The organism is Thauera sp. SDU_THAU2, from assembly GCF_038260575.1.
In the GTDB taxonomy this organism is placed as follows: Bacteria; Pseudomonadota; Gammaproteobacteria; order Burkholderiales; family Rhodocyclaceae; genus Thauera.
The window spans coordinates 639,079-655,132 of the sequence record NZ_JBBWUN010000003.1; the positions used below are offsets into that span (position 1 = coordinate 639,079).

At 63.5% G+C, this 16,054-nt stretch carries 11 protein-coding genes and 1 pseudogene; 10 read left to right on the forward strand and 2 right to left on the reverse strand.

Annotated elements, in window-relative coordinates; genetic code table 11:
- Positions 1 to 35 precede the first annotated feature (35 nt).
- On the reverse strand, positions 36 to 1,607 hold the full coding sequence (locus AAFL97_RS04080) for a Fic family protein (RefSeq protein WP_341643833.1): 1,572 nt from the start codon (positions 1,605 to 1,607) through the stop codon (positions 36 to 38).
- 400 nt (positions 1,608 to 2,007) lie between these two features.
- Here AAFL97_RS04080 and AAFL97_RS04085 point away from each other — a divergent pair, with 400 nt between their 5' ends.
- The 3 genes from AAFL97_RS04085 to ltrA all read left to right on the forward strand — a co-directional run bounded on the left by AAFL97_RS04085 (position 2,008) and on the right by ltrA (position 6,012).
- Positions 2,008 to 3,219: a thiolase family protein gene (locus AAFL97_RS04085; protein WP_341643834.1), complete on the forward strand. Its 1,212-nt coding sequence runs from the start codon at positions 2,008 to 2,010 to the stop codon at positions 3,217 to 3,219.
- Between the two features lie 5 nt (positions 3,220 to 3,224).
- Complete coding sequence (locus tag AAFL97_RS04090; protein ID WP_341643835.1) at positions 3,225 to 4,184, forward strand: bifunctional OB-fold nucleic acid binding domain-containing protein/MaoC family dehydratase; 960 nt, start codon at positions 3,225 to 3,227, stop codon at positions 4,182 to 4,184.
- A 475-nt stretch (positions 4,185 to 4,659) separates the two neighbouring features.
- The gene (gene ltrA / locus AAFL97_RS04095; RefSeq protein WP_341643836.1) at positions 4,660 to 6,012 is read left to right on the forward strand and encodes a group II intron reverse transcriptase/maturase; all 1,353 of its coding nucleotides are present in this window, start codon (positions 4,660 to 4,662) and stop codon (positions 6,010 to 6,012) included.
- 124 nt (positions 6,013 to 6,136) lie between these two features.
- On the opposite strand, the gene AAFL97_RS04100 is transcribed toward ltrA, so the two are convergent.
- Positions 6,137 to 7,093 carry a TetR/AcrR family transcriptional regulator gene (locus AAFL97_RS04100; protein WP_341643837.1) on the reverse strand — a complete coding sequence of 319 codons (957 nt, stop codon included), beginning with the start codon at positions 7,091 to 7,093 and terminating at the stop codon, positions 6,137 to 6,139.
- A 241-nt stretch (positions 7,094 to 7,334) separates the two neighbouring features.
- Between AAFL97_RS04100 and AAFL97_RS04105 the strand changes: the two genes are divergently transcribed.
- The 7 genes and pseudogenes from AAFL97_RS04105 (at position 7,335) to AAFL97_RS04135 (ending at position 16,052) form a co-directional block, all read left to right on the forward strand.
- The gene (locus tag AAFL97_RS04105; protein ID WP_341643838.1) at positions 7,335 to 8,321 is read left to right on the forward strand and encodes a thiamine pyrophosphate-dependent dehydrogenase E1 component subunit alpha; all 987 of its coding nucleotides are present in this window, start codon (positions 7,335 to 7,337) and stop codon (positions 8,319 to 8,321) included.
- A gap of 17 nt (positions 8,322 to 8,338) precedes the next feature.
- Entirely contained in the window at positions 8,339 to 9,310 is a 972-nt protein-coding gene (locus AAFL97_RS04110) for an alpha-ketoacid dehydrogenase subunit beta (protein WP_341643839.1), read from the forward strand.
- Between the two features lie 10 nt (positions 9,311 to 9,320).
- Complete coding sequence (locus AAFL97_RS04115) at positions 9,321 to 10,628, forward strand: dihydrolipoamide acetyltransferase family protein (protein ID WP_341643840.1); 1,308 nt, start codon at positions 9,321 to 9,323, stop codon at positions 10,626 to 10,628.
- Between the two features lie 8 nt (positions 10,629 to 10,636).
- Positions 10,637 to 11,275, forward strand: a pseudogene (locus AAFL97_RS24540) (FAD-dependent oxidoreductase); the annotation flags it as partial.
- Between the two features lie 49 nt (positions 11,276 to 11,324).
- On the forward strand, positions 11,325 to 12,038 hold the full coding sequence (locus tag AAFL97_RS04125) for an FAD-dependent oxidoreductase (RefSeq protein WP_341643842.1): 714 nt from the start codon (positions 11,325 to 11,327) through the stop codon (positions 12,036 to 12,038).
- A 64-nt stretch (positions 12,039 to 12,102) separates the two neighbouring features.
- Complete coding sequence (locus tag AAFL97_RS04130) at positions 12,103 to 15,078, forward strand: molybdopterin-dependent oxidoreductase (protein WP_341643843.1); 2,976 nt, start codon at positions 12,103 to 12,105, stop codon at positions 15,076 to 15,078.
- Positions 15,079 to 15,293: 215 nt separating this feature from the next.
- Positions 15,294 to 16,052, forward strand: coding sequence for a 4Fe-4S dicluster domain-containing protein (locus AAFL97_RS04135; RefSeq protein WP_341643844.1), 759 nt, complete (start codon positions 15,294 to 15,296; stop codon positions 16,050 to 16,052).
- Positions 16,053 to 16,054: the final 2 nt, after the last annotated feature.

Here is a 16,054-nt window from a genome sequence, read left to right on the forward strand (position 1 = left end):
CCTGGCACGGCGGAGCATGAGCAGGGCTATCGCTCCTACTGTGCAGCTGGCCGCGGCAAGGGACTGGATGCCTGCTCGGCGGTCAGCCGCGCGACGAAGCTCGCAAACGGTCCGATTTCGCCATGAGAACTGGCCCGCTCGAGCGCTTCCATGTACGCCTGCCGCTGCTGCACCGGGATGACGGTCCAGACGTAGCCGCCTGTGGCGAGCATCGCGTTCATCAGGAAGCGGGCCAGGCGGCCGTTGCCGTCCATGTAAGGATGGATGAAAACGAAGAGAAAGTGCCCGAGGACGGCCCGGACGGCAGGATGCGGTTCGCTTTCGATGAGTTCGAATAGGACGGGCATGCACTCGCGCACGGCTTCCTTGGCAAGCGGGACATGCAAAGCGCCGCGGATGAATACCTGGCTGTCGCGCCATCCTGCCAAGTCCGAGGGCTTGAGCAGGCCGGCCTGCACGCTGGGGCTGAAAAGGGCCAGGTACCAGGCGCCCAGCGCTTCGCGCAAACCCTGGGGCTGCGCCTGCTCCGCGGATTGCCGCAGCGTCTTGGCGACGTAGTCCCTCACGCGTTTGTAGGCCTCGAAATAGCCCTTGGCGGCCATGGCGTCCCGCTGCTGGCGGTCGGCGCCTTCCGGATCCCAGGTGCCGTTGCGGATTTTTTCGATCAGGTCGACCGTGACGTGGTAGCCCTCGATGGACAGCGAGTGGTAGGCATCCGCGACGTAGCGTTCCTCGAGGTCATGGATGATCTGCGCCTGGTCGGTGGGTAGCGGCCCAGGCGGCGGAAACGCCGCGATGACCGCTTCACGCATGGCTGCCCAGTTCAGGCGCAGACGCTGCACATGGGGGGAGGCGGGCCTATCGTCGAGCAGGGGCGCGGGCGGCGTTTCGAAGGGCGACGCCTCCTGGACGATGTAGCCGGCGCTGCGCATGCTGTCGACGATGCTGTTCGCGAAGTCCGCCTGGCCGACGGCCCGGAATGCACCGGCCAACCGTCCTGCGATGACGGAATGGGAGCCGTCGAGCAGCCGTCCAAGCAGCGGGGCGGTGTCGGCGACCATCCCCAGGGCGACGCGCGCGGCCAGGGGCTGCTGCGCGAAGAACGATGACGAAACGGCCACGAGCGCATCGGTCAGGATCACCAGCCGAATACCCTGGTTTTCTGCGTGCGGCTCAGCGGGCAGGAGCGTTGGAGGGCGGTAGATGAACAGCGAACAGCCGTGGGGCAACTGCACCAACTGGTTGTTGCCCGCGGTGGCCCACACTTGCAGTTGCCGGGGCAGGGTGCGCTCACCGGAGCGCAGCAGCAGGGATTGGTCGGGGCTCAGGTGCCAGCCATCCCCGAAGCGGTCGTCGCAGTAGCCGGCGACGAAGTCGCGCATACCGGCGAACCAGGCGGCCGTACTGCCTTCCAGGCTGTGTGAGGTGATGTCCGGCCGCGCCGGCAGATACCAGCCTTTGATGACTTCCTGCAGGTATCCCGCCCGGCTCAGGCGTTCGCGGTGGGTCCGCGACAAGGCCGAACTCCGGATGACGCGGTGGCCGCTGTCCTGGAGGGTCCTGAGCAGTTCGAGGGAGGCGGCGAGCTTTTCGTTGGGAGTGGCCACGATCAGACGATTTAACTAATTTCGCGTCATACAATCACACTACTTTTGTGTTTTGTCAATGCACTACTTTTGTGTCGTGGCGGCATGCTGCGTCCCTGGTTTTTCGCGCGGCATGATCGTCGCGGGACGCAGTGCTGCAGCGGAGCCGCCGTGTCCCGGCTAGAAGGGGTAGCACTGGTGTCGTCGGCTTCCGGCCGGGTCGGGCGGGGGTAGCTCCAGAGCTTCCGCGGATACTCTTTGGCATTTCGCGTTGTTCGTCGTCACCATCCTTCATTCCAGCGACCTGCCCCGACTCGTTCGCTCCGCCTAGTCGATATGAACGATTGTCGCCGCCGGCCGCTGTGGCATCGTGGCGCCAATGCAGGGCCGAAAGCGGCCCCGATCAGCGAGGTGAGGAAGCATGGGTCTGAAAGGAAACGCAGCAATCGTCGGCGCCGCGCAGTACAAGCCCGAAAAGTACGCGACTGCGCCGCGCATGTTCCACCTGGAGCAGGTGGCCGACTTGGCCGGCCGCGCGCTGGCCGATGCCGGGCTGAAGGCGTCCGACATCGACGGCCTGGTGGTGCATGGCCCGCAGTTCCACGAAGCCCAGGTGTTCGTGCCGGCGATGGCCGCCGAATACCTGGGGCTGTCGCTCAACTTCGCCGAAGTCGTTGACCTGGGCGGCTGCTCGTCGGTGGCGGCGGTGTGGCGCGCGGCGGCGGCGATCGAGCTGGGCTTGTGCCAGGCCGTGCTGTGTGTGATTCCGTCGCGCATGGCGCCGTTCAGCCCCGACGAAGACCCGAGCTGGATGGCGCGGGCGATGCGCTTCGGCGGCCACAGCACCGCTTTCGGCGCGCCCGAGGCCGAATTCGACCTACCCTACGGCCACATGGGCCAGAACACCGGCTACGCGATGATCGCCCAGCGCTACGCCGCCAAGTACGGCTACGACCCGGTGGCGATGGCCAAGATCGCGGTCGACCAGCGCACCAATGCGCTCGCCAACCCGGACGCCAGCTTCTTCGGCAAGCCGCTGACGATCGAGGACGTGCTGGCCAGCAAGATGGTGGCCGAGCCGCTGCGCGTGCTGGAGATCGTGATGCCGGTGGCCGGCGGCGCGGCGGTGATCGTCGCCTCGAAGGAAGTGGCGGCGCGGGCGAGGAATCGCGGCGCTTGCGTCACCGGCTTCGGCGAGCACCTGTCGTTCAAGTCGCCGACCTACGCCGCCGAGATGACGGACACGCCGATCGGCCCGGCGGCTGAGCGCGCCTTCGCCATGGCCGGCATCAAGCGCAGCGACATCCACGCCGCGCAGATCTACGACTGCTACACCATCACCGTGCTGCTGACGCTGGAAGACGCCGGTTTCGCGCCCAAGGGCGAGGGCATGCGCTGGGTGCGCGAGCACGACCTGAGCTACAAGGGCGACTTCCCGATGAACACCCACGGCGGCCAGTTGAGCTTCGGCCAGAGCGGCACCGCGGGCGGCATGTCGCAGGTCATCGAGGCTTTCCACCAGATTGCCGGCCGCGCGGGCGAGCGCCAGCTCAAACGCTGCGACACGGTGTTCGTATCCGGCACCGGCGGCGTGATGAGCGAGCAGGGCGCACTGATTCTCCAGGGAGCATGACGAGCATGTCGAGCAACAAACCGATGCCGACGCCGACCGGGATTTCGGCGCCGTTCTGGAACGGCCTCAAGGAAGGCCGCGTGACCATTCCGCAGTGCCAGTCCTGCGGCCACTGGGTCTTCTTCCCGCGCCGCCACTGCGACAAGTGCTGGTCGCAGGATCTGGAATGGAAGGAAGTGAAGGGCACCGGCACGCTCTACACCTACACCCTGACACGTGTGCCGACGATGCCCGATTTCGCCGACGAGATGCCGCAGAAGATGGCGGTGGTCGAGCTCGACGAAGGCGTGCGCATCAACACCACGCTGATCGGCCTCGACGAAGCCGAGATCGCCGTCGGCATGCGGCTCAAGCCGGTGATCGACACCGTCGCCACGGACGGCACCGCGCTGCTGCGCTTCACCGCCGCGGACAAGGATTTTCCGGCGCGCATCGACAGCACGCCGGCCGCGCTCGCCGCCGCAGCGGAGCAAGCGGCTGCAGCCACGGCGACGGAGCCAAGGCGCCAGGTGCGCTTCGACGACGAGGCGGCGATGCAGGCCCTGGTCGGCGAGGACTACTCGCCGTGGAGCAACCAGGTCGTGGTCGATCAGGCGCTGATCGACGAATTTGCCCGGCTTTCCGGCGACGACTACTGGATCCACACGGACCCCGAGCGCGCGCGCAAGCACAGCCCTTTCGGCGGCACCATCGCCCATGGCGCGCTGGTCCAGGTGCTGCAATCGCGGCTGCGCATAGCGCTCGATTTCGAGGTCACCGGCTTCAACAACATGCTCAACTACGGCTCCGACCGCCTGCGCTTCCCGGCGCCGGTGCCCGCCGGCTCGCGCATCCATGCGCGCTCGCGGGTCAAGGCGGTGCAGAAGCTGCCCAAGGGCACGCAGATGACCATGGAGATCGTCACCCACGTCGTCGGCAGCGAGCGGCCGTCGGTGATCAACGATCTGGTGATCCTGTACATGTGATTTCGCCGTCGCGCTGATTTCTTCCCGTGTCTCCTCTTTGTCGCCGCCTCTCCCGCCAGGGAAGGCGGTTTTTTTTGGTGCGCCCAGCATGGGCGCACTCCTGCGGGTGTAAGTCCCGTCGTAAGTTGATCACAGCGAACGAAGTGAAGCGCAACTGCGTGAGGGCGACTGAGCGTGGGGAGGAAGCGCGGAGCATAAGCTGCGAGCCGATGGACAAGAATCGGATAGAAGGCGCTGCCGAGCAGGGCGAGCGGGCCAGAAACCGCGAAGCTCTCGTGATCAAGGCGAAGTGGCGTAAATCCGGCGGTTGTGCAGCGAAGGAGTGCGTTCTTACCTGGGGAGGTCTCGCCTCGTGCCTGAAAGGGCGACGGCGCTGAGCCGGAGCGAGAAGTCAGCAGAGGCCGTAGTAGCTGCCTGTTTGGGGCGAAGGGCCGAACGAGTAGGAGGGCCGAAGGCGGTGTCGCTCGGAGGTGCAGTGCATCAGAAGCTCGGGAAGCCGGGGCGCAACGCGGGAGGGCGAGGTGAAACCGGGCCTGAAGCGGTGCGTGATGAAGCACGGACGGCGCGGCATGAAACCGAAAGCCCAGGGCGAGATGATCTGCTTGCTCAGGCGCTCGCGAAAGCGAACATGGAGGCGGCGTGGAAACGCGTCAAATCCAATCGCGGCAGTGCTGGGGTGGATGGGTTGTCGATTGCTGAGACGGCGGAGTCCCTGAGAGCACACTGGCCTCGGATTCGGGCCTCAATTCTGGATGGCAGCTACCGGCCCATGCCGGTGCGCCGCGTTCAGATCCCGAAGCCCGATGGTGGAGTGCGCGAACTGGGGATTCCGACGGTGACGGATCGGCTGATCCAGCAAGCCCTGCTGCAAGTCTTGCAGCGCAGGATTGACCCGACGTTGTCCGAACACAGCTACGGCTTTCGTCCGGGACGCCGTGCGCACGACGCGGTGCTCGATGCCCAGCGCTACGTGCAGGACGGTTACCGGGTGGTGGTCGATGTGGATCTGGAGAAGTTCTTCGACCGGGTCAATCACGACATCCTGATGGAACGGTTGGCGAGGCGAATCGAGGACAAGGCCGTGCTGCGGCTGATCCGTCGTTACCTCGTGGCCGGGATCATGGATGGCGGGGTGGTCATGGCGCGATACGAGGGGACGCCGCAAGGCGGCCCACTATCGCCGCTGTTGGCCAATGTGCTGCTCGACGAGGTGGATCGGGAACTGGAGCGAAGGGGGCACCGCTTCGTGCGCTACGCCGATGACTGCAACGTCTATGTGCGCAGTCGCCGGGCGGGCGAACGGGTGTTGGTGGGCCTGACGAAGCTCTATGATCGACTCCGCCTGAAGGTCAACGAGGCCAAGACGGCCGTCGCGCCGGCCTCGCGCCGCAAGTTTCTGGGCTATGCCTTCTGGTACGGCCCAGGCGGGCAGGTCAGGTGCAGGGTGGCCGACAAGGCGCTCAAGACCTTCAAGCAACGCATCCGGCAAGTCACACGTCGCTCGGGCGGGCGCAGCCTTCCAGAGATCGCCGAACGACTGCGGGCCTACATGCCGGGCTGGAAGGCGTACTTCCAACTCGCGCAGACACCCAAGGTGTTCCGCGAACTCGACGAGTGGATTCGACACCGGCTGCGTGCGGTGCAACTCAAGCATTGGCGTCGGGGCACGACGATGTATCGGGCGTTGAAAGCGATGGACGCATCGGAAGAGGATGCCCGCAAGGTGGCGGCGAACAGTCGATGCTGGTGGCGAAACAGCCGTATGCGACTGAATCGCGCGATGCCTATCGCCTACTTCGACCGTCTCGGTGTGCCGCGGCTCTCATGACCTCAACTGCTCGAACCGCCCGGTGCGGACCCGCATGCCGGGTGGTGTGGGAGGGGATCGGTCAGCTAAGCTGACCGCCCCTATCCCGATACGAGTCATGCTTGCGAATCCCGTACCCTCGGAGCTAAACGATGGTTTGCGTTGGACGGCGCATTGCAGGGAGCGGGTACGCAAGGACCTCGTCTTGTTTGTCCGGAGAGGCACCTAAGCCCTGAAGGATGATTCTGACTATCTGGTCGGAATAATTCGTCTTGATCAGTTTGGGTTCCTGCATGAGACGGATCATGGCTTGGCGAATGGTACCCAGTGCCATGTCCCAGCCGCATTGCGCTGATGGGCACGAGAATTCCCCCGACTTCATTCCCTGCTGTATATCGCGAATGGGTGCGTCCAGAGCATAGCCTTTCTGAAACCATACGGATGTTACGAATCCGCACCAAGCCGGGTCGGTCTTCGCCTTTCGCATCCACAGGCGTATGCCGACTCCATGCCGAATGACCGGATCCGCGATATCTTTGACCTCTCCTTCGATCGATTCGATCAGGTCATCCGCAAGCCACGTCGATGCCGCGGTTAGTAGTTCGCTGGTGCTGTTGAAGTAGTTGTAAAAAGTCCCTCGTGCGATTCCTGCAGTCTTTATGAAATCGTCAATGACCGGCGCCTCCGGTCCTTTCTCGGCAAACACCTGAATTGCCGCCTTGATGATTCGAGACTCGGTTTTTTTTCGTCTATTTTGGCCAACGATGGTTCGATGATTGACGGCCAGAGATTCGATGTTGGCGTTTTTTCCAGTGACCTTGGACGGCATGGATTGACTATCTAATGAAGAGACGTTTTTAGGGAAGGAAGGGCAACGAGGCATTCTAGTACAGGTTGAGCCCGGGCCATCCGCCTGAACTGCATAACGGCACTGTCGCCGCCGGCGCAGCTGTGCCACGAAATTTGAGCGCGCATCCATTGCCGGCGTTCTTCGGCCGTCGCCGAAACAGTGCTCCTGTTTTAGCCGCAGATCGTTGGTCACCACAAGCCGGACATCATGAACCGGTGCTCCCAGATGGGGGCTCCCCTCTTCGATCTTCAATGACTTTCCTCGGATGCTTCCCCGTGGGGGCTGCAGCATTGCCCGGTGGGGATGGTGGTGCCACTTGCCTCCCGGCCAGCGCCATGTCGCGTCGATCGAATCGTCAGTCCGCTCACCCGGATCCGGCGCTGGCGTTGTTCTAATAATATACTTTAAGTACATGTTGACACATAAGTACAAATAAGACAGTATGACCAAAACAACCGGTGCCCGTGCGGCATCAACAATGGAGGAGAGTCCTATGTCTCTGACGAGCGATCAAAAGGTCGTGCTGTTTCGCAACCTGGCTCGCGCCATGGCGTTGGACAGGATGATGATGCGCGTCATCCGCGCCGGGAAAATGGTCGGCTTCTACCATGAAGGCGGCATCGCCCTTGCCCCCGGCATTGCCGCCGGCGCTTTCCTGAAGAAGGAAGATGCAATGTGGCCGCACTACAGGGCGCATGGGCTCGCCCACATGCTCGGCAAAGGCATCGACATCAAGTATTACGTTGCCGAGCATATGGGGCGTGAAGCCGGGTGCTGCAAAGGGCGATCTAGCTTTCACATGTCATTCCCCGAGGATCATGTGTTCGGGTTTTCCGGCAACATCGGCGCAAATTTTCCGCTCAGCGTCGGCTACGGGTTCGCAGCGAAGTACAAGCAATCCGGCCAGATCGTCATGAACTGCTCGGGGGACGGCTCCTATGGCGAGGGGCGTTGCCACGAGGCGCTGTTGATGTCGGCCAACTGGAAGCTGCCGGTGGTTTTCTGGTGCGAGGCCAATGGCATGGCGCAGCACAGCAACGTCAAGGACCTGTTCCCCGGTCCGAATGTGTCGAGCCTGGCCGCCGGTTTTGGAATTCCATCGATGATCGTCGACGGACAGGATCTCTTCGCCTGTGCCGAAGCCGCGCTGCAGGCGCTAGCGCACGTGCGTCAAGGCAGCGGTCCGATTTTTGTTGAGTGCAAGACGTACCGCGTGCAGGAGCACAGCGTCGGGGGCGTGAACTACGAAGGCCCCAATCAGCGCGATCCCGAATTGATGGCGAAGTGGAAGGAAACGCTGAATCCGCTGGCGCTGGCGGCCGCCAGGCTGTTGGCGGAGAAAGCGCTGACGCAGGAAGACATCGACCAGATCAAGGCGGACGCCGAGCGGGAGGCCGATGAGGTGGAAGCCTTCTGTGAGGCAAGCCCGAAGGCGCTTCCGTCGGTCGCCGAGATGCAGGCCGCCGTATATACGGCCTAGGAACCAAGGGGACAAATATGAGCAGTCAGCGCGAACTCACCCTGTGTGAGGCAATACGCGAAGCCTACGTGGAGGAAATGCGCCGGGACGAGCGCGTCTTCATGCTCGGCATCAGCATCCAGGCGGGGACCTTTCCGCACACCAAGAATCTATGCGAGGAGTTCGGTACCCACCGGGTCGTGGATACCCCGCTGGCGGAAACCGGGATGGCGGGTTGCGCCATGGGGGCGGCTCAGGAAGGGCTGCGTCCGATCCTGGATTTCATGTATGCCGGCTTCTCGTATTTCGCAGGCTCGGAGGTGTTTCTGCAGATGGGGCAATACCATTTTCTGCACGGCAGCCAGCATCCCCTACCGATCGTCATGGTCGGCACATGCGGCGTAGGGCGCCGCGTCGGCAACGAGCACGCGACGCTGCCCTACGGGATGGCGATCCATCATCCGGGGATCAAGACGTGCATGCCGGCTACGCCGTACGACGCGAAAGGCCTGATGAAGGCGGCGATTCGCGACGATAACCCTGTCCTCTTCCTGTGGCACACGAATCTGATGATGCACAAGGGGCACGTTCCCGAGGAGGACTACATCATCCCCCTGGGGGTGGCGGACATCAAGCGCGAGGGGAGCGACGTCACGGTGCTGGCCAGCGGGCTGCAGGTGCACAACGCGCTCAGGGTGGCGGAGAAGCTGAAGGACGAAATCAGCGTCGAGGTCGTCGATGCCAGAAGCTTCGAGCCGTTCGATCGTGAATCCCTGCTGCGGTCGATCGAAAAGACGACCCGCCTGGTCATCGTCGACGAGGATTTCGAGCGCGGCGGCTTCGCCGCTGAGGTGTCGGCCCAGGTCATGGAGCACGGCTACGACCTGCTCGACGCGCCGGTCCGGCGCGTATGCCACCCGAACATTCCCGTTCCCGGCGGCTACATCGACGTCTACACCATGCCAACTTCCGAGCGGATCGAGGAAGCGGTCCGCGAAGTCTGTCGATAGGGAGAGGGCGATGATTCGCGACGTGATTCTGCCCCAGCTCGCCATGGGGATGTCGGAAGGCAGCATTGTCGAGTGGCTCGTGGCCGAAGGTGCGCGCGTCGAGCGCGACCAGACCATTGTCTTGATCGAGACCGAGAAGGTGATTACCGATCTGCCGTCGCCTTATGCGGGATATCTGCATCTGCTGGCGAAAAAGGGCGATACGCATCCGACCGAGACGGTGATCGCCAGGATCGCCGATTCGGAGGATGAGTACCGTTCCCTGGTGGGGGCCGTCGGGGAACAAAGCTCCCGAGTGGACGCTGGCGACTGCGGGGATGGCCTCGTCAACCTGGCCTCTGGATCGAGCGCGCAAGAGGACGCGAGCGGCGCTGTTCGAGACCTGAATATGCCTGCTTCGCCGGTCGGCGAGGCGCGGAAGCTTAGGGCCTCCGGCCTTGCCAGGGCCATCGCGAGAAAAAGCGGTGTGGACCTTTCCTGGGTGCCCGGCACGGGGCCCGGCGGACGCATCGTCCGGCGCGACGTGGTCGCAGCCATCGAGCGTGCGAAACCGGCGGCCCAGGCGCCCCAGACCCGGCTGGCGCCTTCTGCGCAGGGCATGCGGGAAAGGATGCGAATCCCGGTCGCCGGCATGCGTGCGGCCATAGCCCAGAAGATGCTCGCCGCGACGACGACTGCCGCGCAGACGTACGCGTTTTTTGAAATCGACATCACCAAACTGCTTGCCGCCAGAAACACCATTCTCGGATACGAGGACGAACTGGCGACCCGGGTTTCGCTGATCTCGTTCTACGTGCGTTCGGTTGCGCTGGCTTGCCAGCATGTCCCCATCTGCAATTCGACGCTTGCCAACGGCGAGATAAGCGCCTGGGAGAACGTCAATGTGGGTGTCGCCGTCGCCCTTCCCGGCGGCAGCGAGCATGAGTCCGGGCTGATCGTGCCGGTCGTTCGCGATGTCCAGGACAAGGGGTTGCTGCAGATCGACAGGGAAGTCAAGGATCTCGTCCGGCGGGCGCGTGCGTCCGGGCTCTCGCCCGCGGAAACCGCCAACGGGACGATCACGGTTTCCAGTACCGACGGCTTCCTGCCCGGGGGCTGGATGGTGTCGACCCCGCTCCTCAATTTGCCGCAGGTGATGAACTTTCAGCCGGGCACGCCCGTGGAGAAGCCGGTCGTCGTCGATGGAAGGATCGAAATCCGCACGCTCCTGCCGTGCGGCGTGACGTTCGACCATCGCGCGATGGATGGCGAGCCGCTTGGTCGTTTCGTCAGAAAAATCCGTGACCTGCTCAGCAATCCAGAACTGATGCTCCTGTGAGGCCGGCGATGAGCAAGATCTACGACGTGGCGGTGATCGGCGCCGGTCCGGGTGGTTACGTAGCGGGGATCCGTGCGGCCCAGCTAGGTCTTTCGGCCTGCGTCATCGAAAAGGATACGCCGGGCGGCGTCTGTCTGAACTGGGGATGCATCCCGTCGAAAAGCCTGATCCACCACGCTGCCGAATTCGGCGCGCTGCGGGAGATGGAAGCCTTCGGCATCCGCGTCGACCGCAGCGGGTTTCGCTACGGCGAGGTGCACGCCCGCTCGCGGAGTGCGGCTCGGACGCTGGCCGGTGGCGTAGCGGCGCTGCTGCGCAAGAACGAAGTCGAGGTCATCAAGGGAACGGGGTCGATCGCCGGCATCGGCAAGCTTGCCCTGGCCGGGGCGGAAGGGGGTCGGGATTGCGTATCGGCCCGGAACATCATCGTCGCGACCGGATCGCGGCCGCTGTTGCTGCCGGGCTTCGCGTTCGACGAAAAGCTCATCCTGTCGTCGTCGGGCATGCTGTCCCTGGATCGCCTGCCGGAAAAGCTGATCGTGCTGGGGGCCGGCGCCATCGGCTGCGAGTTCGCCTATGTGATGAACGCATTCGGCGTCAGCGTCACGCTCGTGGAGCTTGGCGAGCACATTCTGCCGGCCGAGGATTTCGAGGTGGCGCAGGTGCTCGATGCCTCCTTCCGGAAATCGGGAATCGGTGTACACCAAGGCCCGGGCCATGTCCTGGGAGCGGGCGGACGGCGGCGTCGTCGTCGATGTCGAGATCGCCGGAAAAGTCGAGCGCCTGGAAGCCGACAAGGTGCTGGCGGCGTTCGGCCGCACGCCGAACACGGACGGTATCGGCCTGGAGTCCGTCGGCGTGGAAAGGACGGTCTCCGGCCACATCGTGACCGGCGAGTACGGCCGGACGTCCGTGCCTGGAATTTTCGCCATCGGCGACGTCACGACGACGCCGGCGCTGGCCCACGTCGCCTCCCGCGAGGCCGAGATCGTCGTCGAGCATATTGCAGGCCGGAGCCCGCATGGCAGGGCGATCGATCCGGAGCTGGTGCCGTCGGCGGTCTATTGCGAACCCCAGGTTGCCGGTTTCGGCCTGCGCGAAGACCGCGCGATGAAGGACGGCATTGCCTTCAGGAAATCGGTCTTTCCATACCGGGGCGCCGGCAAGAGCGTGGCGATCGGCAGAACGGAAGGCCTGGTGAAACTGCTCGCCGACCCCGCGACGGGTGAGTTGCTCGGCGGCCACATCGTCGGTCACGGCGCCACGGAGCTGATTCACGAACTGTTGCTGGCGAAAAGCAGCGAGCTGCTGCCGGACGACGTGGTCGACATGATCCATGCCCACCCCACGCTGTCGGAAGCCATCGCCGAAGCGGCCCGCGGCATCCACGGCAAGCCGATCCACATCTAGGCCGCTGCATTCAACGCTCCCTTGTTACGGACGAAAAGCTGCACGCATGGGTCAGGAGGAATAAATGAAGAAAGCTCTATTGAAGGCCATTCTTTTCTCCGTGCCGCTGGTTCTGCGGCGCACCGCCAGGAAGCATCCGGCGTTCCGGGATGAGATGCGCCGCCACAGCTGCACCGTCCAGATCAAGCTCAAGGATGAGAGCATCGGCCGGTACTACGTTTTCAACGGCGGTCGGGTGACGTCCGAATCAGGGATTCATCCGCGGCCGGACGTCACGCTGTCGTTCCGCGATTTGCCGACGGCGTTGCTGTTCCTGAAGCCGCCGATGGATCGCGCGGAAATCGTCCATGCCGCGAAGCAATTCCGCGTCGTCGTCACGGGGCGGGACCAACTGGTCGTCTGGTTCATGCAGTTGATGGGCCGCATCGAAACGTCCGGCCTGAAGGCCGGCACCCGAATGCTGGACGGTGCGATCCGCTACACCACCAGTACGAACGGCGGGCCGCTGTTCGTCTACGTCAAGGACGGCCGGATCCTGCGGGTCGCGCCGATCGACTTTACCGATGACGACGCGCCGAGCTACTCGCTCGACGCCCGAGGGAAGCGCTTCAGGCCGTGGCGGCGCGCGACGGTCAATCCGCACGCGCTGGCGCTGAAGTCCATGGTCTATTCCGAGAAGCGAATTCTTTATCCGATGAAGCGGGTGGACTTCGACCCGAACGGCGAGCGGAATCCGCAGAACCGCGGGATTTCCGGCTACGTCCGGATCAGCTGGGACGAGGCGCTCGACCTCGTCGCCAGCGAGATCACGCGGCAGAAAAAGGTCCACGGCCCCGGCTCCATCGCGATCCCCCACTCATCCCATCACCAGTGGGGAAACGTCGGCTACTACCTCAGCGCTCTATTCCGCTTCGGCAATCTGATCGGCTTCACCCGGGTTCATCACAATCCCGACAGCTGGGAGGGATGGTATTGGGGCGCCGCGCATCACTTCGGCAATACGATGCGCGTTGGCCTGCCGTCCCCCTACGGGACGGTGGAGGATTGCCTCAGGGAAGCCGAGATGATCGTTTTCTGGTCGAGCGATCCCGAGTCGACCAACGGCGCCTATGGCGGATTCGAAGCCACGCAGCGGCGCTTCTGGGCGAAGGAGTTGGGGATCGAGTTCGTCCATATCGACCCTCATTGCAATTCGACCGCCCAGCTGTACGGCGGCCGCTGGATTCCGGTGCGGCCGGGGACGGATTCCGCCCTAGCCATTTCGATCATGTACGTATGGGCAACGGAAGGCCTGTATGACAAGGAGTACATCGCAGCGCGAACCACCGGTTTCGCCGAGTGGGACGCCTATCTGCGGGGCGTTTCGGATGGCGTCCCGAAAACGCCCGAATGGCAGGAGCCCGAAACCGGTGTGCCCGCGCACGTCGTCCGGGCGCTCGCCCGGACATGGGCGGCGAAAAAAACCTACCTGGCGCCGGGCGGCGTGGGGACCGGCCTCGGCGGCGCCTGCCGCACCGCGACCGGTTCGCAGTGGACGCGCAACATGATCCTGATGATGGCGATGCAGGGCTGGGGCAAACCCGGCATCAACTTCGGCAACCTGCAGATGGGGGCTCCCATCGACCACTTCTTCTACTTTCCCGGGTATGCGGAAGGAGGGATCTCCGGCGAGCTGGCCTTCACCGCCGCCGCTGTCAACAACTACACGCGCATGCCGCATCTGCTGACCATGAACCCGGTCAAGCAGATGGTTCCGCGCCAGCGGCTTCCCGACGCAATCGTCAATGGATACGCGAAGGGATATGCCTGGGACGGGTCGTCCATCGAGGCCCAGATCGCGCCCTACGAATATCCCATGCCCGGATACTCGAAAATACACATGCTTTACCGCTACGGCGGGGCGCTCTTCGGGACCGTGGCGAACTCGTCGCGCTACATCGAGGCGTATCGCCATCCGTCCGTGGAGTGCATCGTCAGCCAGGCGATATACATGGAAGGCGACGTGCCCTTCGCGGACATCATTCTGCCAGCGTGCACTGCGGTGGAGCGATGGGACATCGGCGAGACGGCCGGCTGTCAGGGCTACGTCCATCATGGCTCGACGCAGCTGAATCACCGGACGGTCGTGATGCAGCACAAGTGCATCGAACCTCTCGGAGAGTCGAAGTCGGACTACCAGATTTTCCTCGATATCAGCAGTCGTCTAGGCCTGGGGGCGGTCTTCTCCGAAGGATGCAGCGAACTTGACTGGTGCAAGCGTGTATTCGATTCGTCCGACCTCGCGCAGAAGGTCAAATGGTCCGATTTCCTGAAGAAGGGCTATTACGTCGTCGACCCGGAATCCGAGAAGACCCGGGAGCCAGTCAGCATGCGCTGGTATGTCGAGGACAGGATCAAGGACGTTCCGGAGCCGCATCCGCTGCCGTCTCAATATCCGGAACAGTTCGGCCAGGGCTTGCCGACCCAGTCGGGCAAGATCGAATTCGTTCCGGCATCCATCCTGAGAGGAGATCCGGACAACCCCGAGAGGCCCGCCCTCAACCGCTACGTGCCGTCATGGGAGGGGAGGCAGACCGCCGACCTGGTCGGGAAATACCCTCTCCAGGTGATTTCGACCCATTCCCGATACAGCTTCCATACGTTCTCGGACGGGAAGGACAGCATCATCAACGACATCGAGGACCATCGGGTTCTCATCGACGGCTATTACTACTGGGTGATGCGGGTGAATCCCGCGGATGCCCGGCAGCGGGGGATTAGGCATCACGACGTGATCCGGATTTTCAACGACCGCGGCGCCGTGATATGTGCGGCCGACGTGTCGGAGCTGGTGATGCCGGGGGTCGTCAAGACATTCGAGTCGTCGGCGGTGTTCGATCCGGTGCCCGATCGCGGCGGCTTCGCCGACCGAGGCGGCTGCATCAACGTCCTGACGCCGCAGCGGCCGCAGGTCAAGGGAACCGACGGCATGGGGTCGAATTCCTGCCTCGTCGAGATCGAGAAATGGAATCCGGAGCAAATCGAGCGCATGCGTGCATAAGGCCGAGGCAGCCATAACGGCCGGAAAAACAGGAGGAGCGTGATGAACAAGTGGAATCTGATCATCGACGTGGCCAAGTGCGAGAACTGCAACAACTGCGTACTGGCCACGAAGGATGAGCATGTCGGCAACGATTTTCCGGGCTACGCGGCGCCGCAGCCGCTGCACGGACATCACGGATCCGCATCCATCGCAAGGTGCGGGGCACCGTGCCGATGGTGGATGTCGCATACCTGCCGACGACGTGCAATCACTGCGACGACGCGCCGTGCATCAAGGCGGCGGGCGACGGCGCCATCCACAAGCGGCCGGATGGGATCGTCATCATTGATCCGGTGAAGGCGAAGGGGCGAAAAGACCTCGTGAAGTCGTGCCCTTACGGAGCGATCTGGTGGAACGACGAGCTGCAGCTACCGCAGAAGTGGATATTCGATGCGCACCTGCTCGACCAGGGATGGACTGAGCCGCGCTGCACGCAGGCCTGTGCTACCGGCTGCATGCGCGCAGTGAATGTCAGCGATGCATCGATGAAGCAGATGGCGTCGGATGAGGGGCTCGAGGTGCTGCATCCGGAGTGGGGCACCAGGCCGCGGGTCTATTACCTGAACCTGCCCCGCTATGCGAAGTGCTTCATCGCCGGCAGCGTCATTGCCTCGATCGACGGCGTGGCCGAATGTGCATCCGGGGTGGACGTCACGCTTCTCAAGGACGGCCGGCAAGTGGCGCGTGCCGTCACGGATGCGTTCGGGGATTTCAAGTTCGACGGGCTGGAGCCGAACGATGGCGAATACTGCCTGCATTTTCTCTCTGTCGGTCGCGGCGCGGCGACACGTGCCGTCGTTCTGAAAGAGAGCGTGTATACCTGGGGACCATCCTTCTGGATTCGGAGATTCCCCATGTGCGCAATCCGGAGGAGGCTCTTGCCCGATGAATTCCACGGGCACGAGATCCGATATCAAGCAAAGGAGGTGTGAAT

What these genes read in the sequence shown, in the direction of transcription:
- AAFL97_RS04085 (WP_341643834.1), top strand. Translation starts at nt 2,008, where the DNA reads ATGGGTCTGAAAGGAAACGCAGCAATCGTCGGCGCCGCGCAGTACAAG.
- AAFL97_RS04090 (WP_341643835.1), top strand. Translation starts at nt 3,225, where the DNA reads ATGTCGAGCAACAAACCGATGCCGACGCCGACCGGGATTTCGGCGCCG.
- AAFL97_RS04105 (WP_341643838.1), top strand. Translation starts at nt 7,335, where the DNA reads ATGTCTCTGACGAGCGATCAAAAGGTCGTGCTGTTTCGCAACCTGGCT.
- AAFL97_RS04110 (WP_341643839.1), top strand. Translation starts at nt 8,339, where the DNA reads ATGAGCAGTCAGCGCGAACTCACCCTGTGTGAGGCAATACGCGAAGCC.
- AAFL97_RS04115 (WP_341643840.1), top strand. Translation starts at nt 9,321, where the DNA reads ATGATTCGCGACGTGATTCTGCCCCAGCTCGCCATGGGGATGTCGGAA.
- AAFL97_RS04130 (WP_341643843.1), top strand. Translation starts at nt 12,103, where the DNA reads ATGAAGAAAGCTCTATTGAAGGCCATTCTTTTCTCCGTGCCGCTGGTT.
- AAFL97_RS04135 (WP_341643844.1), top strand. Translation starts at nt 15,294, where the DNA reads ATGGTGGATGTCGCATACCTGCCGACGACGTGCAATCACTGCGACGAC.